The 17,575-nt window shown below is 67.4% G+C and carries 17 protein-coding genes; 6 read left to right on the top strand and 11 right to left on the bottom strand.

Annotation, left to right across the window (positions count from 1 at the left end; translation table 11 throughout):
• Window positions 1–97: 97 nt before the first annotated feature.
• Together N6C22_RS14785 and N6C22_RS14780 are read left to right on the top strand one after the other, a co-directional pair.
• Window positions 98–547 (top strand): Lrp/AsnC family transcriptional regulator, encoded by a 450-nt coding sequence (locus tag N6C22_RS14785; protein WP_261651891.1) that lies wholly within the window; start codon window positions 98–100, stop codon window positions 545–547.
• A gap of 84 nt (window positions 548–631) precedes the next feature.
• Window positions 632–1,792, top strand: coding sequence for a DUF63 family protein (locus tag N6C22_RS14780; RefSeq protein ID WP_261651890.1), 1,161 nt, complete (start codon window positions 632–634; stop codon window positions 1,790–1,792).
• Between the two features lie 16 nt (window positions 1,793–1,808).
• Here the strand turns inward: N6C22_RS14780 and N6C22_RS14775 are convergent, their stop codons facing one another.
• The 4 genes from N6C22_RS14775 to N6C22_RS14760 form a co-directional block, all read right to left on the bottom strand.
• Window positions 1,809–2,006: a zf-TFIIB domain-containing protein gene (locus N6C22_RS14775; protein WP_261651889.1), complete on the bottom strand. Its 198-nt coding sequence runs from the start codon at window positions 2,004–2,006 to the stop codon at window positions 1,809–1,811.
• Window positions 2,007–2,098: 92 nt separating this feature from the next.
• The gene (locus tag N6C22_RS14770; RefSeq protein ID WP_261651888.1) at window positions 2,099–3,799 is read right to left on the bottom strand and encodes a YcaO-like family protein; all 1,701 of its coding nucleotides are present in this window, start codon (window positions 3,797–3,799) and stop codon (window positions 2,099–2,101) included.
• Between the two features lie 37 nt (window positions 3,800–3,836).
• A complete protein-coding gene (locus tag N6C22_RS14765) occupies window positions 3,837–4,304 on the bottom strand; it encodes a hypothetical protein (RefSeq protein WP_261651887.1) in 468 nt (155 codons plus the stop codon).
• Between the two features lie 26 nt (window positions 4,305–4,330).
• A complete protein-coding gene (locus N6C22_RS14760; protein WP_261651886.1) occupies window positions 4,331–4,477 on the bottom strand; it encodes a hypothetical protein in 147 nt (48 codons plus the stop codon).
• A 115-nt stretch (window positions 4,478–4,592) separates the two neighbouring features.
• Between N6C22_RS14760 and N6C22_RS14755 the strand changes: the two genes are divergently transcribed.
• Window positions 4,593–4,934: a cupin domain-containing protein gene (locus N6C22_RS14755; protein ID WP_261651885.1), complete on the top strand. Its 342-nt coding sequence runs from the start codon at window positions 4,593–4,595 to the stop codon at window positions 4,932–4,934.
• A 72-nt stretch (window positions 4,935–5,006) separates the two neighbouring features.
• Window positions 5,007–5,591 (top strand): MBL fold metallo-hydrolase, encoded by a 585-nt coding sequence (locus N6C22_RS14750; RefSeq protein WP_261651884.1) that lies wholly within the window; start codon window positions 5,007–5,009, stop codon window positions 5,589–5,591.
• A gap of 28 nt (window positions 5,592–5,619) precedes the next feature.
• Here the strand turns inward: N6C22_RS14750 and N6C22_RS14745 are convergent, their stop codons facing one another.
• Window positions 5,620–6,423 carry an ATPase gene (locus tag N6C22_RS14745; RefSeq protein WP_261651883.1) on the bottom strand — a complete coding sequence of 268 codons (804 nt, stop codon included), beginning with the start codon at window positions 6,421–6,423 and terminating at the stop codon, window positions 5,620–5,622.
• Window positions 6,420–6,686 (bottom strand): DUF5827 family protein, encoded by a 267-nt coding sequence (locus N6C22_RS14740; protein WP_261651882.1) that lies wholly within the window; start codon window positions 6,684–6,686, stop codon window positions 6,420–6,422. The genes N6C22_RS14745 and N6C22_RS14740 overlap by 4 nt, the downstream gene beginning before the upstream one ends.
• A gap of 458 nt (window positions 6,687–7,144) precedes the next feature.
• On the opposite strand from N6C22_RS14740, the gene N6C22_RS14735 reads away from it, so the two are divergent.
• Both N6C22_RS14735 and N6C22_RS14730 read left to right on the top strand, forming a co-directional pair.
• On the top strand, window positions 7,145–8,920 hold the full coding sequence (locus N6C22_RS14735) for a histidine kinase N-terminal 7TM domain-containing protein (RefSeq protein ID WP_261651881.1): 1,776 nt from the start codon (window positions 7,145–7,147) through the stop codon (window positions 8,918–8,920).
• A gap of 44 nt (window positions 8,921–8,964) precedes the next feature.
• Window positions 8,965–10,737, top strand: coding sequence for a histidine kinase N-terminal 7TM domain-containing protein (locus N6C22_RS14730; RefSeq protein WP_261651880.1), 1,773 nt, complete (start codon window positions 8,965–8,967; stop codon window positions 10,735–10,737).
• 29 nt (window positions 10,738–10,766) lie between these two features.
• Here the strand turns inward: N6C22_RS14730 and sod are convergent, their stop codons facing one another.
• From sod to N6C22_RS14705, 5 genes are all read right to left on the bottom strand, one after another.
• Complete coding sequence (sod, locus tag N6C22_RS14725) at window positions 10,767–11,378, bottom strand: superoxide dismutase (RefSeq protein ID WP_261651879.1); 612 nt, start codon at window positions 11,376–11,378, stop codon at window positions 10,767–10,769.
• A 62-nt stretch (window positions 11,379–11,440) separates the two neighbouring features.
• Entirely contained in the window at window positions 11,441–13,132 is a 1,692-nt protein-coding gene (locus N6C22_RS14720) for a histidine kinase N-terminal 7TM domain-containing protein (protein WP_261651878.1), read from the bottom strand.
• 99 nt (window positions 13,133–13,231) lie between these two features.
• Complete coding sequence (locus N6C22_RS14715; RefSeq protein WP_261651877.1) at window positions 13,232–14,137, bottom strand: UbiA family prenyltransferase; 906 nt, start codon at window positions 14,135–14,137, stop codon at window positions 13,232–13,234.
• Window positions 14,138–14,311: 174 nt separating this feature from the next.
• Complete coding sequence (locus N6C22_RS14710; protein ID WP_261651876.1) at window positions 14,312–16,009, bottom strand: histidine kinase N-terminal 7TM domain-containing protein; 1,698 nt, start codon at window positions 16,007–16,009, stop codon at window positions 14,312–14,314.
• Window positions 16,010–16,120: 111 nt separating this feature from the next.
• Window positions 16,121–17,533: a deoxyribodipyrimidine photo-lyase gene (locus N6C22_RS14705; RefSeq protein ID WP_261651875.1), complete on the bottom strand. Its 1,413-nt coding sequence runs from the start codon at window positions 17,531–17,533 to the stop codon at window positions 16,121–16,123.
• Window positions 17,534–17,575: the final 42 nt, after the last annotated feature.

Raw genomic sequence — 17,575 nt, 5'->3', positions numbered from 1 at the left:
TCAGCACCCTCGACGGCGCGCGCCACCCGGCCAGAATCCACACGCGGAACCGCCGCAAGTACGGTCCCTTATGACCCTGGGGTGTCTCCCCACGCGCATGGAACTCGACGAGACGGACCGCCACATCCTCCGCATCCTCCAGGAGAACGCGCGGACCACCTTCAGCGAGATCGCCCGACGCATCGACATGTCGAGCGCGACCGTCCACGACCGGGTCGGGCGGCTGGAGGAGGCCGGCGTCATCGAGGGCTATCACGCGAAACTGGACCCGAAGGCCATCGGTCTCGGTATCTCGGCTATCATCGGCCTGCGGGTCGAGCAGGGTCGTGAGAAGGACACGCTCCAGCGCCTGCAGGACATCGAGGGCGTGCAGGAGGTCCACCTGACGACGGGCGAGTGGGACGTGATGGCCCGGGTGTATGCGGCGGACGCGGACGCCCTCCGTGAGCTGATGTTCGACCGCATCGCCCAGATGGACGGGTTCGCGCGGTCACAGACGATGGTCATCCTGGGGACGCCCCACGAGTCCGAGGAACTGCCGCTCTGAGAAACCGGGCGACGTGGGGACGTTCGCGTAGCCGTGGCGCACGAGACCAGAAGGGTAATGCCGAATCGCCCCCGCGATGGGCATATGAGTGACGTGATAGAACGTATCGGCATCGGGCGCGCCTGGGCCGCGTCGGTCGCCCTGCTCGCCGCGGTGTTCGGGCTCGGGTCGATACTGTTCACGAGGACGGTGTACGCCAACTTCGTCTGGCACTACTTCTGGGGTCCCGTCTACGCCGACGCGAAGGGCTGGAGCTGTGCGGCCTGGGCGAACGGCGAGCAGATTCAGCCACAGAGCTGTACGAACGTCCCGGCCGGGATGGGACCGGTCGCCGAGCCGGGCTACACGGTGGTCTCCGAGATCGGGTACGCGGTCATCCTGCTGGTGATGCTGGTCGGGGTCGCCTTGCTCCTCAAACAGCTTCGCATCGAGCGCTACCGGGCGATGTTCTACGGCCTGTTCCCGTTCATGTTCTTCGGCGGGGCACTCCGGGTCGTCGAGGACGTGAACAACCGCGCCGCACAGGTCCGCGCTGACGAAATCGCGAGTGGGGTCAGCCCCGCCGAGGCGACGGGTGTCCTCATCGACTACCCGCTCAATTCCTTCCTCATCAGTCCCATCATCTACTTCACCGTCTTCTTCGTCGCGCTGGGGGCGCTGGTGCTGGCGGTCTATCTCTCGCGGAACGTCATCGAGCAAACCTACGAGTACCCACTGTTCGTCATCGCGAGCGCGATTCTGGCCGTGACGCTCGGTTATCTCGGCTGGGCGTCGCTCACCAAGGAGTTCGTCTACTTCTACCCGCAGGTGCTCGTGGTCGTGCTGGTCGGGGCGACCATCTCGACGGCGGTCGTCTGGTACCTCATCGAGACGTTCAAGCCCGGCATCAACCGCGGCACTGGCCTGATGGGTGTGGTCATCCTCTGGGCGCATTCCATCGACGGCGTCGCGAACGTCGTCGGCCTCGACTGGATGACGTTCCTGACGGGCCAGGCGAACCTCGTCGGGAAGCACCCGGTCAACCGGTTCATCGTCGATATCTCGGGTGGAATCCTCCCGGCGTACCTCGACGCGTTCCCGTTCCTCATCGTGAAGCTGGTCGCGGCGACGTTCGTCATCTACGTCTTCGACGACGTGGTGTTCGAGGACAGCCCGCGCTTCACTGTGATGTTGCTCGTCGCAATCGTCGCGGTCGGCCTCGGACCGGGGACGCGTGACATGCTTCGGGCGGCGCTGTACGTCTGAACGGTTACTGTTTCGACTACAGGGCGTCGAGCGTGTTCCGCGGGAAGTACCGGCCGCCGCAGTTCGCACATTCTGCGACCTCGAGTGGGTCGGTCGTCTCTACACCGATCGTCTCTGGAGAGACGTGTGACCGTGTCAACGAACCGCCGCATGTTGCGCAGCCGAGATCGAACTCCGAGACGACGTGCTCCCCATCCTTGGATAGCTCTGTCATGTTAGTAATTGGCACACCAATCGTACCTTTGGACCCGGCCTGCTTAAAGTTACTCTTCGCCGAGTTATCGTTCTCGAAACCGGAACGATTCCTCAGGGATACGGGTGGTGTCGCCGGTTCAGCCGCGGGTCGAAACCGAGCGACTCGGGGACCGACTCCGCACGCTTGCCGAAGGCGGGCTGGTCGGTGAACAGCGGCTGGGCACCGGGCACGACGACGCGGACGGCCTCGAAGCCAGCCTGGGCCACGTCTGGCGGCGTGAGCCGGACGGCGTAGGGCGTCAGGTCCGCGTCGGTGACGCGGCCGACGAGTTCGTCGACGGCCTCGGCACCGGTCGCCGGGTCGTCCGGGCCGACACTCGTCGCCGGGACCGGCCCGCCGGCATCGAGGAAGTCAGCGGCCGCCGAGGGGAAGTCTGCGAAGGCCGCGATGGCACCCGGTTCGTCCGTCGACTTCGAACGACCCATCGACCGCAGTTCCATCCAGTTCTGGAGCGCCTCGGCGAGCCCCGAGCGTGCCGCATCGACCGGGTCCAGTGCCGCCCCGGAGCCGACCGCGAACGCCGGCCAGTCACCGTTCTCGCGGTGGACCGCCACCGCGACGACCGGCACATCCACGTCCTGCGTGACCAGCAGAGCGGTCGTCCGGAGCCCCTCGGACCGGGCCCGCCGGGCGAGCGTCTGGTAGGCCTCGTCGTCGACGCGGAGTTCCAGCGGTTCGAACGTCGAGTACCACGCGAGCATCGTCGCGTCGCGCTCGATGACCTCGGTCAGCCCGGAGACCAGCGCGTCCGCTCCCGAGCTGCCGAGCCCGAGGCCGGTCGTGATGGCGTCGGTGTAGCGCTCCTCCGGCGGCGGGAACTGCACGATTTCGGCCGGCAGTGGCGTCTCCTCCTCCGTGGCCAGGTTCTCGCCCATCACCCACGGAATCGGCTCCTCGGGGTCGACCGCGGGCGCATCGTCCCGCCGGACGACGGCATCGGGGGCGACCCCACCCTCGACCATCGCGGGGGGCATCGACTGGAACTCGCTGTTGCGATACACCGCCGAGGAGTAGCGTTCGAGCGCCTCGCCGACGGCCTTCATGAACGCGGCGTTCCAGTCGTCGTCGACGCCGGCAGCCTGCTTCGGCGCGCTGGCGTCGCTGAAGACGCTGGTCTCCGAGTTCGTCGCGAGGTAGTACGGCGCGGGGAACGACTCCACCTCGCCGATGTCGCTGACGAGGCCGACCCGCGGGTCGAGCGTCTGCTCGGCCCGGCCGACCGCGTCGTCCAGACTCACGTCCTCGTGGTCCCGGCGGATGGTCCGGTCGCGGCTCACACAGCAACCGGGCACGGGGAGGAACGAGCGGTTCTGGTGCGGGAGTTCGTGAACCGCGCCCACGATGTCGCCCTCCTCGGAGAGGAACCCGACCGCCTGCCGCCCGGCGACGGCACCCGCGAGTCTCGCGGTCGGTGCGTCCACGTCCCCCTCGTCGGTCTCGCGGGCGTTCGCGGCGACTCGCGCCCGAAGACAGTCGTAACAGCCACGCCCGGATTCGAGGCCGGTGACGGCGGCGTCGACGCCCGACACGGGCGCGCCACCGATGCCACCGAGCTCGACAGCCAGCCACGGCCCGTCCGCCACCTCGTTCACCGTCTCGAACGACTCGTCACCGACCGGCCCGACGACGATGCCGAGGTCGCCACCGTCGACAGCTCCGGCCTCGACCCGCTCGGACTCGGCGTCCGTGTCGGCCAGCGCCGCCACCACGGCCTCGGCCGCCGGTCCGTCACCTGCGATACGTACGTTCATGCCACAGCGTGGTCGGGGCGGGGAGAAAAGTGCGACGCTACAGGCCGACTGCGGTCCGGACGTCGGTCACGTCGGTGAGTCCAGCCCAGTCCAGGTCGGGACAGTCCGGGTCGGCTCCCCCGTACCGACTGCGGTCGTACCAGGCGTCCGAGCACGTCACCAGACTGGTGGCGAACGCGTTCCCCACTTCGGCGTCCCTGACGACGCGTTCGTAGCCGAGTCCGGCGGCCATCGCACTCACATCGTAGAAGGCGTCGGCGGCGAGCTGGGCCGTCAGCCGGGCGTTGGTGAACACCGCGCCGGCGAGGTCGGCGTCCGCACCGCCCGCCAGGAGCTGCCGCCCACGTGTCAACTGCTGGGACGACGCGACCACGTTCTCCTGTCCCCGATGGTACTGCTCGACCAGTTCCTGGCGACGGTCGGGTGGTGCCGACCGTCGACTCGCCAGCGAGGCGGCCATCGCGACCGCTCCCGCCAGTACCCCCCGTCGACCGATACGTTTCATACTCGCAGATACGGTGCGAGGTGGCTTCAGATGTGCTCCTCTTCGAGCACCCAGCCGAGGGCCCGCTTGTAGTACGTGAACATCTGTTTCACACCCTCGTGTTTCATGTCCTCGTCGTCGAGCTGGTCCTTGAGGAACTCGTACTGCTCGCGGATCTCGGCTTCGTCGCGCATACCTCCCTCTGGGTCCTCTGGCCAGAAGTGTGTTTCTTCCGTCACCCCAGTGCACGAACCACCATGGGCTGTCCCGCCCCACGTTGATACGGCGGGCAGCCGTACCGGCACACGCATGAGCTACACGAAAGCGGGCATCGACGACGTGGACTCGGTGATGGACGAGCAGTACGGCGGGATGTGGTTCCTCCGTGACGCCCTCGACGCCGAGCACGTCGGCGTGACCATCATGGAGATGGAACCGGGCTGCAAGGGCAAGGAACACGACCACTCTCACGACGGGCAAGAGGAGGTGTACGTCGTGGTCGCAGGCAGCGTGGACGTGGTCCTCGCCGACGAGACGGTCACCGTCGGTGAGGACGAGGCGCTTCGGGTCTCTGCGGCGGAGACACGCCAGCTGACGAACCCCTACGACGACGTCGCAAAGCTGGTCCTCGTGGGGGCTGGCGGCGACTGACGGACCGACGCCATCCTCGCGTCGCGACCCGCGAGCGGAACCGTCAAACGCCTCGCACCAGTAGGCAGGCACATGATATCCAACCTCGCCGCAGGCGTGCAGGCGTTCACGAGCAACGTCTTCCTCGTCTCGGGCGACCGCCGCGTCCTGGTCGACGCGGGCGCGAACTTCGACGTGGTCTCGAAGATAGAGGAGCGTGGCGGCATCGACGCCGTCGTGATGACCCACACCCATCCCGACCACGTGGGAAACCTCGCCGACGTGAAGGAGGCCTTCGGCGTCGAGGCGTGGGGCTTCGACACCGACCAGCCCGGCATCGACCACGCCATCGCCGACGGCGAGCTGGTGACAATCGGTGACCACGAGTACGAGGCGCTGCACACGCCCGGACACAAGAACGACCACCTCTGCTTCTACAGCGACGAGGCGGGCGTGCTGTTCGCGGGCGACCTCATCTTCCAGAACGGCAGCTTCGGCCGAACCGACCTCGAGGAGGGCGACCACGGCGCGCTCATCGAGAGCATCGAGCGCGTGAAAGAGCGGGTCGACGAGGAGTTCGAGGAGATGCACGTCGGCCACGGCCCGTCCGTGACGAACGAGCCGTACGGCCACGTCGACGCCGCCCTGCAGATGGCCTCCTCGGCGTTCCGACGGTAGGGCAGGAGCGGACTGGAGAACAGGCGAATCAGGAGAGCGCGGCGGTCACGACTGCCTCGTAGGCCACCTCGTACGCGTCGGCGACTCGTTCCGGGTCGGCCCTGGCGTCGCTCCCGAGCGCGGGGAGCCCGACCGTCGCGAGCGGGTCACAGTACGAGACGACGTCCGAGACGCGCTCCTCCAGTTTTCCTTCGTGCGTGCTCCCGCCGACCACCGCACAGGCCTTCGCGTAGCGCTCGCCGCCGTACACCCGTGCGCGTTCGGGTTCGACCACCGCCACGGCGTCGAACGCAACGTCCTGGATGGGCAGCGCGATGTCGGCGTAGGACTCGACGACGGCCCGGTCACGGGACAGTATCTCCTCGCGGATTCTGTCGAAGGCCGTCGTGTGGCGGTCGGTCATCACCTCGTTCAGTTCAGCCAGCGTCTCGACCACGATGGCATCGTCGAGGGGGAGGTGCTCGCGGGCGCTCTCGGGGACGTCGGCGTTCGCGTTGACGACGTACTCGTCGCCCACCCGGTCGAGGACGAACCGCCGGTGGCTCGCGCCGAGCATCCCCGAGTCCGAGCCGGGCGAGGGTCGCCAGAGCCGATGGAGGGGGTTCACGTCCTCCGGGTCCGGGGACCCGGGGCTGGCGGCCGCGAGCCGTTTCGCGTCCTTTCCGTAGAGTCGGCCCTGCGCGACGGCTCGCTGGTAGTCGTCGTGGTCGAACCAGTAGTCGTTGCCGGCGCGGGGTTTGAAGCCGGTCGCGCCGACGTACTCGCACAGGCCGGTCGAGAACGTCGTCTTCCCGGCGTCGACGCGGGCGTCGCCGGCGACGAGCAGCCTCATTCCTTCAGGCCGTAGTAGCCGGGTTCGTCGTCGCTCCGCGGGGTCGCCACGACGAGGTCGTCGGCGTTGCGCATGACCCACGGGATGGCCCAGTCGAGCAGGATGTCCTCGGTGTCGCGGTCGAGGTCGGCGTCGGTGTCGAGCCCCTGCAGGAGTCGGGCGATCTCGTAGACGGTGTACATCTCGTCGTCGTCGAACAGTTCCTCGGGTGTGTAGAAGTCACACGGGTGGAGTTTCTCGAACTCCGACTTCGGGACGGGCATGGTCACGCGTAGGACGCTCCCGCCCCTAAACGGTCCGGTTGTTGGCCGACGCTGTGCGGGTCTGTCGCTGTGGAAGGGTGGTTATGAAGGGTGTGGGGACCTACTCGGGTGCAGCGGGTTCCCACGCCGTGCGCGCCGACGCCGTGACACGGGACAGCAGGATGACAGGTTGTGACATGGCAGTGTCGTGTGGAATCGCAGGGTCGTGTGGCATTGCAGTGGTGGTGTCTGGCCCGGCGGCGTGTAGACGAGGAGGGCTATCCCGCATAAAACTGTCGAGTAAAATATATTTTTATGGATGGAGCACGGGGGACGAGTCGGTGTGACTATGGTACCCATCCAGGGCGCTGTCCGCCGGTGTTGGTGGGTGCAAACCGGTCGCTGGTGGGTTGACGGTGGGGCGGGGGCTAACGGCCGAAGCACCTATCTATTACCGAACAATCATTAATGAACGATACATGAGTGGTTTGTTTACTATCGGGGGCGTCACGTACGGGCTCTACGACCTCGTGCTCGTCCTCTCGATCCTCGCCTCGGTGACCGCGGCGACGCTGGCCTGGCAGAACAGACACAAACCCATCGCTCGACCGCTGGTTGTGATGATGGTGTCGTCCATCGTCTGGGAGGTCGGGTCGCTGGTCTACCGGTACGGCGTCCTGAGCGGCTCCTACGAATTCGCCCTCCGGGGCTCTCAGTTTGTGTACCTGGGCATTCCCGTCGTGGTGGCGGCGTGGTTCGTGCTGGCGCTTCGCTACGCCGGTCGGGAGGACCTCGTCAACATCCGGTTGCTGGCCGTGCTCGCCATCGTCCCCATCGGGGTCAACGTCCTCGTCTGGACGGCCCCGATGCACTCGCTCTGGTGGAGCAACGTCCAGCCGGGCACCGACACCGTCATCCAGTACGGTGACGGCTACGGGATTCCGTACTACTTCCACTTCGCCTACGGCTACCTGCTCACGCTGGCGGGGGCCGTGCTCGTCTTCCGGCAGGTCTCGCGCTCGAAGTCGCTGTACCGCGGCCAGGCGTTCTCGATGGGCATCGCCGCCCTCACGCCGCTGGTCGGGAACGTCGCGTTCTTCGGGCTCACCGCCGCCGGGAGTTCGGTCCCGGACCTCACCCCGCTCGTCGGGTTCACTCGCGTCCCCGACTTCACGCCGGTCATGTTCGCCATCAGCGGCGTCGCCCTCGTCGCGGGCATCTTCCGGTTCGGGCTGACCGAGGTCGCGCCGGTCGCCCGCGCGACCGTCCTCGACAACATCACCGACGGCGTGTTCGTGCTCGACACCGACGACCAGTTCGTCGAGGTGAACCCTCGCGCCAAGGAGATACTGGGCGTCGCTGGCGAGCGGGTCGTCGGCCGGTCGCTGGCGGACGTGCTCGGCGACAACGAGGCGCTGTACGAGCGCTACGCCGACGCCGACGACCTGACCGAGGAGATCAGCCTCGACACCGCCGAGGGTCGGCGCTACTTCGAGATCGAGGTCTCACCACTCGCCTCCGAGAAGGGCCAGCGCGTCGGCCGCCTGTTCATCGTCAGGGACGTGACCGACCGCACCCACCGCGAGCAGGAACTCCAGCGCCAGAACGAGCAACTGGAGCGGTTCACGAGCATCGTGAGCCACGACCTTCGTCGACCGCTCGCGACCGCCGAGGAGAGCCTGGTCAGGGGGCTCCGACAGGGCGACCGCGGGGAACTCCGCAAGACGCGGCAGGCCCTGACCGACATGGACGCCATCGTCGAGGACATGATGACGCTGGCCCAGCAGGGCGAGAGCATCACCGGCGAGGACCAGGAGTTCCACCCACTCCGGGACGCCGCACGGGACGCCTGGAACAACCTCGACACCGGGAACGCCAGCCTGTCGGTGCAGGCGGACCAGTACGTCAGGGCGGACCGCAGACGGCTACTCCGGTTGTTCGAGAACCTGTTCGAAAATTCGGTCGAACACGGTGCGTCTGCCGACGGCGTCCAGATCCGCGTCGGCACCCTCGGCTCGGCCGAATCGCTCCTGCGCGCCGACGAGCAGGGGTTCTACGTCGAGGACGACGGCTCGGGGATTCCCATCGACGAGCGTGAACACGTCCTCGAGGCCGGCTACTCCGGAGACGACGGAACTGGCCTCGGACTGGCTATCGTCGCGTCCATCGCGGACGCCCACGGCTGGAGTGTCGCGGTCACCGAGAGTTCGGCTGGTGGTGCCCGCTTCGAGTTCACCGGTGCCGTGGTCGACTGACATGGCCGGCGAATCTAAGTGACGCTGTCGAGAACCCCCCGACGATGAACGTCTGGGCCGCGACCCCGCTCGGTCCGCTCTCGACGCTCCCACCCGTCGTCAGGTTCTCCCTCCAGGCGGTGTTCAGCGTCGGTATCCCCATCTCGCTCGTGGTCGCCGCCATCGCGTGGCGGAACCGGCCAGCAGCCGGTTCTCGCCCGTTGACGGTGTTCATGCTCTCGATGGCGCTGTGGTTCGCGACGGTTCTCGGCTCCTCGCTGGTCCCGGGAACCGGGCTCTCGCTGCTGTTGAGCAAACTGCTGTACGTCGCTGTCGTCACCATCATCCCCGCCTGGTACGCGCTCGTCCTGGAGTACACCGGCAAGGGGAACCGGCTGACGCGACCCAGAATCGGCCTGTTCGCGCTCGTCGGTGCCGTCGCGGTTGCCCTCGTGTTCGCGTATCCGGCAGTCGAGGTCTTCTGGACGGACGTGACCCCGGCAGCGGCCCTTCCTCCGGGCGAGACCGCCTCCATCAGCGGGCACCGGTTCAGCCACGGCCCCGGGTTCTGGGCGCTGTTCGCCTACGGGACTGCCCTGCTGGTTGCCGGGACGTACCACCTGCTTCGGTACCTCTACTACGCCCAGGACGTGTACCGCCGGCAGGGGCAGGCACTGGTCATCGCCGTCGCCGCGCCGTGGACCGCGAACGCGTTCTACATCACGGACCTGACGGCGTTCGACCCGACGCCCTTCGGCCTGTTCGCCTCCGGCCTCGCCTTCGCCTGGGCCATGTTCCAGTTCCGCTTTCTCGACCTCTCCCCGGTCGCCCGCGAGGCCGTCGTCGAGAACATGCGCGACGGGGTGTTCGTGCTCGACGAGGACGACCGACTCGTCGACATCAACGGGGCCGCCCGGGACATGCTCGACCTTCGGGGACAGTCCGTACTCGGGGACCGCCTCGACAGCGTGCTGGACGATTCCTACCAGCCCGTCGCGGCCGTCGCCGTCAGCGCCAGCGAGGACTCTCGGACGACCGTCGGTGTCGAGAACGAGTACGACACGCGCTACTTCGACGTGCAGGCCGCGCCACAGCGTGACGGCCGGGGCCGCGACGTAGGTCGCCTCTACCTGCTCCACGACATCACCGACCGAAAGGCCCGTGAGGAGGAACTCGAACGCCAGAACGAGCAACTGGAACGCTTCGCGAGCCTCGTCAGTCACGACCTCAGGAACCCCCTCAACGTCGCCGAGGGCTACGTGGAACTCGCCCGAGAGACGGGGAACGTCGCCCACCTCGACGAGGTGACCGTCTCCCACGACCGGATGCGGGACATCATCGACGACGTGCTCGCACTGGCCCGCGCCGGCCAGACCGTCGATGCGACCGAACCCGTCTCCCTGGCGTCGCTCGCCTGGGACGCCTGGGAGACCGTCGACACCGGGTCAGGGACGCTCGTCGTCGACGGCGACTGTTCGTTCCTCGCGGACCAACGCCAGTTGCGTCGGGCGCTGGAGAACCTGTTTCGAAATAGTGTGGAACATACCACACCCGGTGTGCAGGTCCGCATCGGGCCGCTCCCCGGAGACGAGCAGGGGTTCTACGTCGAGGATGACGGGCCGGGTATCCCCGAAGCCGAGCGCGAGCAGGTGCTCGAAGACGGCTACTCGACCAACGAGGAGGGGACCGGCCTCGGGCTCTCCATCGTCCGCAGCATCGTCGAGGGGCACGGCTGGTCACTCGTGGTGACCGACGGCCGTGATGGCGGTGCGCGATTCGAGGTCACGGGGACGGCGGCGGCTCACGGACGCGTCGCTCCCGAGGTCGACGACGACTAAAGAAAACGTGTGGTTGTACGACTCGTCGCTTACTCGAAGTGCGCCGTGCACTTCTCGTACTCTTCGGCGACCTTGTCCCAGTTCACGACGTCGAAGAAGCCCTCGATGAAGGAACCGCGGTCCGGACCGTAGTCGTAGTAGTAGGAGTGCTCCCAGACGTCGCAGGCGAGGATGGGGTGTGCGCCCCAGAGCGCGCCCTGGTCGTGCTTGTCGACCTTGACGTTGCGGAGCTGCTTGGCGACCGGGTCGTAGACGAGAAGCGCCCAGCCACCGGCGGCGGAGGCAGCAGCCTCGAATTCGCCCTTCCAGCCCTCGTAGGAGCCGAAGTCGGCCTCGATACGGTCACGGAGGTCACCCTCGGGCTCGTCGCCACCCTCCGGGGACATGTTCTCCCAGAAGAGGGTGTGGAGGTAGTGCCCACAGCCGTTGTGCGTCACGTTGCCGAGCGCACCGGCCGTCGACGAGTAGTCGCCGGACTCGCGGTTCTCCGCGAGTGTCTCTTCGGCCGCGTTGAGGCCGTTCACGTAGCCCTGGTGGTGCGTGTCGTGATGCCACGTGAGGACCTGCTCTGAGATGGCGGGTTCGAGTGCGTCGTACTCGTACGGAAGCGGCGGAAGTTCGGCGTTGGATTTCTCTGCCATTTGTATCACCCGGTCGAATACTTCGCGCGACTGCTGTTTAAAAGTATGGAAGGCGGTTGCTATCACTCCGCACTCGCCTGCTGCTCGTTCGACCGGACAGACTCGACCACCGGGACGTGGACGGTGACCGCGTTCCCGGTGTCGGAGTGGGACTCGAAGTCGAGCGACCCGCCCATCGCACGGGTCCCCCAGAGGACCAGCCAGAGGTCGAGGCCGCTCGCGTGGTCCAGCGGCGTCTCCGCCCCGGTCTCGAGGACGGCCCGCTCGGCGTCGGAGATCGGCGGGCCGTCGTCGGCGACGGTGATGGAGACGTAGTCCTCGGTGTCGGCCGCGACGAACAGTCGCACGTGGGGGTTCGGCGGTCTGTTCGAGGAGGTGGCCGCTTCGAGGAGGTGACGCAACACCGGCTCGATGGGGCGACGACATCGGATGTCGTGGTCCGGGGTCCACTGGAGCGTGAAGACCGCCCCGGGGTTCTCGGTCTCCGCGTCGTCAAGGAGGCGGTCGATGGTGTCCCGGAGGCCGATCGCAGGGGTGCTCTCGGGGGTCTCGAGGAGGTCCTCTATCTCCCGGGCGGTGTCGCCGAGTTCGGAGACCTCGTTGGCGGATTCGGCGATGGTGGTCGCAAGCGCCACGTCCGCCTCGTCGTCGAGCCGCGACTGGAGCTCTTCGGCACAGCCGGCGACGACCTGCATCTCGTTGCGGAGGTTGTGCCTGAGGACGCGGTTGAGCACGTTCAGGCGCTGCTCGTCGTGTTGGCGCTTGGTGACGTCCCGCATCGTCACCACCTGTCCGAGTGGTCGGCCGTGGGCGTCCTCGATGGCCGAGATGGCCACGTCGAAGTGGCGGACGCCCTCGGGCGAGTCGACCGTCACGGTCTCGCCGTCGGCCGTGCCCTCGGGGAAGCCCGGGACGGTCTCGTTCGCGTTCCGTCCCAGGGCGGTCTGTGCGGAGAATCCCACGATGGTCGTCGCTGCGGTGTTCATGTCCACGATACGGTCGCGGTTGTCGACGACGACGACGGGGTCGTACATCCCGTCGATGACGATGTCGCGGGCGATGCGGTCGGGCACGGGCACCGCCTCGAACAGGTCGAGCTGCTCGAGTGCGACGAAGCTGGCGACGCCCGTGACCAGGAAGGCCATCGGCGTCGGGTCCACATCGGCGAGCAGGGAGACGTCGAAGATGTAGACGAGGTTGCCGAGCCAGGGGGCGACGATGGCGACGAGGAGCGCGAGGGACTGCTTGCGGTGGGTCGGACTCCGGCCGGCCAGCAGGGAGACGAACAGTGCCGACCCCACCAGCGTGAGCAGGTAGGAGTAGCCGATGCCGACGTAGAACGCCGGACCGAACACGTGTTCGACGGCGTAGAGGTCACCGTTCTGGACGAGTTCGACCGACCGGTAGAGCAAGGTGTGGTGTTCGAAGGTGAACACCAGCCCGGCCACGACCGTCGGGACGACGAAGAGCCCGGCGACCGAAACCGGGTTCACCCAGCGGTCCCGGCCCGTGTACTCCAGGGAGAACAACAGCCAGAACACGGGGATGCTGAGGCTCCCGAGCCACTGGAGCTTCATGAACGGCCGCCGCACCGGGAGTGGTGTGATCGGTAGTTCGACGGCGTAGACGGCCGCCCACCAGGCGACACCGGCTAGCAGCAGGGCGAGCCAGATCGCCCCGGGTTTCGGGCGCTGGCGATAGGCGAAGACTGCAACAACCGCGGCTATGACGGCGGCAAAGAGGAGCAAACTCATGGCGGTGAGAGAATGCGGCATCTTGCAGTCTGTACGTGTATGCGGTGGTTCATCGGCATCAGACTTAACTCGAATGGTGATATCGAGTACTGAGTCGGTTCACAGGAAGACCACGACTCCGGCCAGCATGAGCGGGTATTCCAGGTCGCGCCAGCCACACAGCCGTGAGAGGTCGACGTCACGACCGACAAGCGCCGTCACGAGCAGCGAGTAACCGACCGCGGGGAGCAGCGCGAGCACGGCCTGTTCGTCGAGCGTGCCGACGAGGCCCGCGCCGAGCAGGAGCGCGATGGTGACCCCATCGAGGCCGTAGAGGACCGTCTGCGCCCGCTCGACGCCGAGCCGCGTCGGGAGCGTGCTGACGCCCTCGCGACGGTCACCGACCACGTCGCGAGCGTTGAGGACCTCACCGGCGACGACGGTCTGGAGGAAGAAGAACGCACAGAGGGTGAGTGCGGGCGCGCCGGGGAGCTGGTCGGTGAACGCAACCGGAATGAACGAGATGTAGACCGCCCAGGCCGCCGCGACCAGAATCGTGTTGAGGAGGAAGACGTCCTTGACCCGCGTCCCGCCGCCGTACGGGAGCCACTCGACACTGTACAGGAGCGCGGCGGTCCCGGGGACCAGTGTCAGGGCGACCGCCAGCGGCCCTTGGAGTGCGGCGAGGACGAGTGCGAGGCCGTACCCGCCGACCGTCGCCAGCGTGAGGGCCGCGCGGTGCCGGGCGACGAACGCGGCCCGGTCCGGGCAGTTCACGGCGTCCTCGGCGTCGACGAGTTTGTTCGACCCGTAGACGCCGAAGGTGACGAGGAAGGCGAGGGCGACGGCTGGTGAGAGTGAGACCGACAGCAACGCACTGACCACCACGACCTTCGTCGCGGCGACGGCCCCATCGAGCAGCGACGTGTGGACCGCGACCGACGTGAGGGACTGGATTCTCGCGGCCGGGTCCGATAGCCGGTGGGCGATGGACTGGTTGCTGAACCGGTCGGTTGATTGGCTCATCTATAGCCATTGGGTATCTCTAAAGGAAATAAGTTTGGGGGTCGTCGCGGTGGGCGGTCGACCGTCACCAGCCCCGACTGCATCGCCACTCGGCGTTCGACGCAGTGGACGTGGCCAACTCTGTCGAGGCGGGACGTGTCGAAGCAGCAGGTCGGAAAGAAGGGAGCCGAAGCCTCAGTCGAAGGCCGACACTGCCGTCTCCTCCACGAGCGGCAGCCGAAGGTCGACCCGGCCGGAGTCGGTGTCCGGAACGGCCACCGACCCCCCGAGGTGGTCGACCCCCCAGTGTACGAGCCACAGCGAGAGCGTGGACGCATCGGAGTCGTCGGTCTCGGTCGGGACGGTACCCTCACACAGCACGGCGCGACTCTGGTCGGACCGGGCCGGGCCGCTGTCGGTCACGCTGACGGTGACCCTGCCGTCGGACTCGTCGACTCGAACGTCGACGGTCACCGTCGGTTCGGGCCCGGTCGCCCGCGCAGCCGCATCGTTCACGAGCGCCCGGAACACCGGTTCGAACAGTGCCCCGCAGTGCGCCCATTCGCCCAGGGGTGCATCGAGAGACACGTCCACCCGCGGATAGCGCTCGCGGACCCTGTCGAGTTCGGCACCGACGATGGGGACGATGTCCGCGGGCGGGTCCGACACCGAATCGCCGAGGAGGGGTTCGAACTCCTCGGCGACCGAGCCGAGCTCGAGCGCGTCCCGGGCGCGCTCCTGGAGGTCGGTCACCACCTCGTCGTCCTCGCGGATCTCCCCGGCGTGGCTGTACACCGCGTCCATCTCCTCGCGGAGGGTCCGCCGCAGGACGCGGGTGAGCGTCTCGGTCCGGCGCTCCCGCCGTCGTCGGTCGGTGACGTCGTGGAACGTCAGCACCCAGCCCGTCACGGTGCCACGTCGGTCCCGCAACGCGCTGGTGCTCGTATCGAAGTAGCGGGTCTCACCGTCGTTCGAGCGCTCGACGGTCGGCACGTCGCCACCGGCAGCGAGCGTGTCGATGTCGACCTCCTTCGGGAGCACCCCGTCGGCGTCGTGCCCGACGACGCCAGTCCCGAGGATGCGCTCTGCGGCCGGGTTCGCATCGACGACCTGCCGGTTCCGGTCGAGAACGACCACGGCGTCGTCGAGTCGTTCGATGACGCGGTCCGGTGCGACCTGCGAGGCGACGGGGTCCGATTCGAGGAAACCGAACCGGCCGATAGCCGCGATACCGATGGCGGCCGACCCGATGAAGCCGAACGGGGTCAGGTTCACCTCCGGTATCGGCCCGGGGTGCGTGAGATAGAGGACCTGTGTGACGAACGGGAGAACCGCTGCCAGGACCATCGCGCCCGCCTGTCGGCGGTAGACCGAGGTGCTGTCGAGAGCGAGGACCAGGAGCAAGGTCGCGCCCACGCCGAGCAACAGGTACGAGTAGAGCGCGAACACCCAGTAGCCGATGGCGAACGAGGCCTCGAACTGGGCGACGCCACCGACGACGTCGACCCAGCGGTCGTCCCACATCAGCCCGAACTGTGGATTGGTCCAGACACCGATGACGGCCAGTGCTGGGATGGCTGAGATCGCCGCGGTCGACCGCCACGTGACGTACTCCTCGCGCCCGGTGTACTCCAGTGCGAACAGCAGCCAGGCGGTCGGGACGAGGGCCGCGCCGGGGTACTGGATTCGGACGAGGAGGTAGTGCATGCTCTCGTCCGTCGTCCACATCCCCGCGGCCGCGGTCGCGACCCACCAGGTCACGCCGAAGAGCATGACGACGAAGGGCCTCGCGCCCGGCCGGTCGCGGTACCGCCACGCGAGAAGCATGAAGACGACGGCGAGCACGACGCCGAGGACCGCGACGACGTGTAACGGGGTCGCGTCGGTCAGCATCCTGTCCGCCCCGCTGTCGACCGACGCCCCCTGGTACCTTCAGGCGAACTGACACCCACCATCGTTGGTAGCTACTCTTCGTCTTTCCAACTTAATTCTACTCGCCCCTCGTCACTCCTCACCACGGGCGGATTTGAACATCGAGAGTGCCTGTTCTCGGCGCTCGGCGTGGTCGACGATGGGGTCGGGATAGTCGGGTGCGCCCTGCTCGCGCATCATCTGTGACGCCTCGTGCCAGCCGTGGATGAGCGACGGGTCGGCATCGCGCAACTCGGGGACGTACTCCTTGATGTACTCCGCGTCGGGGTCGTACCGCTCACCCTGCGTCATCGGGTTGAAGATGCGGAAGTACGGCTGGGCGTCGGTGCCGGTCGAGGCGGCCCACTGCCAGCCGCCGTTGTCGTTCGCGGTGTCGTGGTCGACCAGTTTCTGGCGGTACCAGTCGTACCCCTCGCGCCAGTCGATGAGCAGGTCCTTGGTGAGGAAGGAGGCGACGATCATCCGGACGCGGTTGTGGACGTAGCCCTCCTCGCGAAGCTGGCGCATCCCGGCGTCGACGATGGGATAGCCCGTCTCGCCGTCCTTCCACGCCTGTAGCTCGTCGGGGTCGTTCCGCCACGCGATATCGTACTCGTACTCCTTGTAGTTCTCCGCGACCACCTCGGGGTTGAAGTAGAGAACGTGGTGGTAGAACTCCCGCCAGGCGAGCTGTGACTGGAACCCCCTGACCGATTCGAGGTCGTCCTCGGCGTCCGCGAGGTCCGCGGCGGCCTCGGTCTCCTCGTACACCTCCCGGATGCCGATGGTGCCCCACTTCAGGTCGGCCGACAGCCGAGACGTGCACTCGTCGGTCGGGTAGTCCCGGCGCTCGGCGTAGTCGTAGATGTCCGACTCGCAGAACGACACGAGGCGGTCCCTGGCCGGCTCGGTGCCCGCGGTCTGGGTGGTCGCTTCGGGCTCCTCGAAGCCGAGCTCGGCGAGCGTCGGCAGGTCGTCGCCCGTCACGGCAGCCAGTGCGGACTCCTCGGGCGCGTCGTAGGGCGCTTCCTTCGGCCGGTCGCGCCACTTCTTCCAGAAGTAGGTGTAGACCGAGTACGGGTCGCCCTGGTTGGTCGTGATGGAGCCCGGCTCGTGGTGCAGGGCGTCCTCGAACGACTCCCGGGCGACACCCGCGTCGTTCAGTGCCTGCCGGACCGCGGCGTCGCGTTCCCTCGCGAGCCCCGAGTAGCCCTTGTTCCAGACGATGCGCTCGGCGTCGTGCTCGTCGGCCAGCGCCGGCAGCACCTGGCGGGGGTCGCCGTGACGGACCAGCAGGTCGCTCCCGTGCCCGCGGTACCACTCGCGAAGGGCGGCCAGCGCGTCGAGCATGAACGCGACACGCGGCGGCGACCCGTGTGCCAGCACGGCGTCGTCGAAGACGAACACGGGACAGACCGGGCCGAGCTCGTCGGCGCTCGTCGCTGCGGCCGACAGCGCCCGGTTGTCGCTGGCGCGCAGGTCGGCGCGATGCCAGTGGAGTTGCATGTCTCATACCTGGGGTGATAGATATAAGAACCGCGTGCCAAC

This window comes from Haloarchaeobius sp. HME9146, assembly GCF_025399835.1.
Classification (GTDB): Archaea; Halobacteriota; Halobacteria; order Halobacteriales; family Natrialbaceae; genus Haloarchaeobius.
This window is presented reverse-complemented; position numbering and strand designations above follow the sequence as displayed.

Excerpts from the sequence above, each read along its gene's own strand:
- N6C22_RS14765 (WP_261651887.1), bottom strand. The coding sequence starts at position 4,304 with ATGAAACGTATCGGTCGACGGGGGGTACTGGCGGGAGCGGTCGCGATG.
- N6C22_RS14745 (WP_261651883.1), bottom strand. The coding sequence starts at position 6,423 with ATGAGGCTGCTCGTCGCCGGCGACGCCCGCGTCGACGCCGGGAAGACG.
- N6C22_RS14735 (WP_261651881.1), top strand. The coding sequence starts at position 7,145 with ATGAGTGGTTTGTTTACTATCGGGGGCGTCACGTACGGGCTCTACGAC.
- N6C22_RS14750 (WP_261651884.1), top strand. The coding sequence starts at position 5,007 with ATGATATCCAACCTCGCCGCAGGCGTGCAGGCGTTCACGAGCAACGTC.
- N6C22_RS14770 (WP_261651888.1), bottom strand. The coding sequence starts at position 3,799 with ATGAACGTACGTATCGCAGGTGACGGACCGGCGGCCGAGGCCGTGGTG.
- N6C22_RS14740 (WP_261651882.1), bottom strand. The coding sequence starts at position 6,686 with ATGCCCGTCCCGAAGTCGGAGTTCGAGAAACTCCACCCGTGTGACTTC.
- N6C22_RS14705 (WP_261651875.1), bottom strand. The coding sequence starts at position 17,533 with ATGCAACTCCACTGGCATCGCGCCGACCTGCGCGCCAGCGACAACCGG.
- N6C22_RS14775 (WP_261651889.1), bottom strand. The coding sequence starts at position 2,006 with ATGACAGAGCTATCCAAGGATGGGGAGCACGTCGTCTCGGAGTTCGAT.
- N6C22_RS14785 (WP_261651891.1), top strand. The coding sequence starts at position 98 with ATGGAACTCGACGAGACGGACCGCCACATCCTCCGCATCCTCCAGGAG.
- N6C22_RS14730 (WP_261651880.1), top strand. The coding sequence starts at position 8,965 with ATGAACGTCTGGGCCGCGACCCCGCTCGGTCCGCTCTCGACGCTCCCA.
- N6C22_RS14760 (WP_261651886.1), bottom strand. The coding sequence starts at position 4,477 with ATGCGCGACGAAGCCGAGATCCGCGAGCAGTACGAGTTCCTCAAGGAC.
- N6C22_RS14720 (WP_261651878.1), bottom strand. The coding sequence starts at position 13,132 with ATGAGTTTGCTCCTCTTTGCCGCCGTCATAGCCGCGGTTGTTGCAGTC.
- sod (WP_261651879.1), bottom strand. The coding sequence starts at position 11,378 with ATGGCAGAGAAATCCAACGCCGAACTTCCGCCGCTTCCGTACGAGTAC.
- N6C22_RS14755 (WP_261651885.1), top strand. The coding sequence starts at position 4,593 with ATGAGCTACACGAAAGCGGGCATCGACGACGTGGACTCGGTGATGGAC.
- N6C22_RS14715 (WP_261651877.1), bottom strand. The coding sequence starts at position 14,137 with ATGAGCCAATCAACCGACCGGTTCAGCAACCAGTCCATCGCCCACCGG.
- N6C22_RS14780 (WP_261651890.1), top strand. The coding sequence starts at position 632 with ATGAGTGACGTGATAGAACGTATCGGCATCGGGCGCGCCTGGGCCGCG.
- N6C22_RS14710 (WP_261651876.1), bottom strand. The coding sequence starts at position 16,009 with ATGCTGACCGACGCGACCCCGTTACACGTCGTCGCGGTCCTCGGCGTC.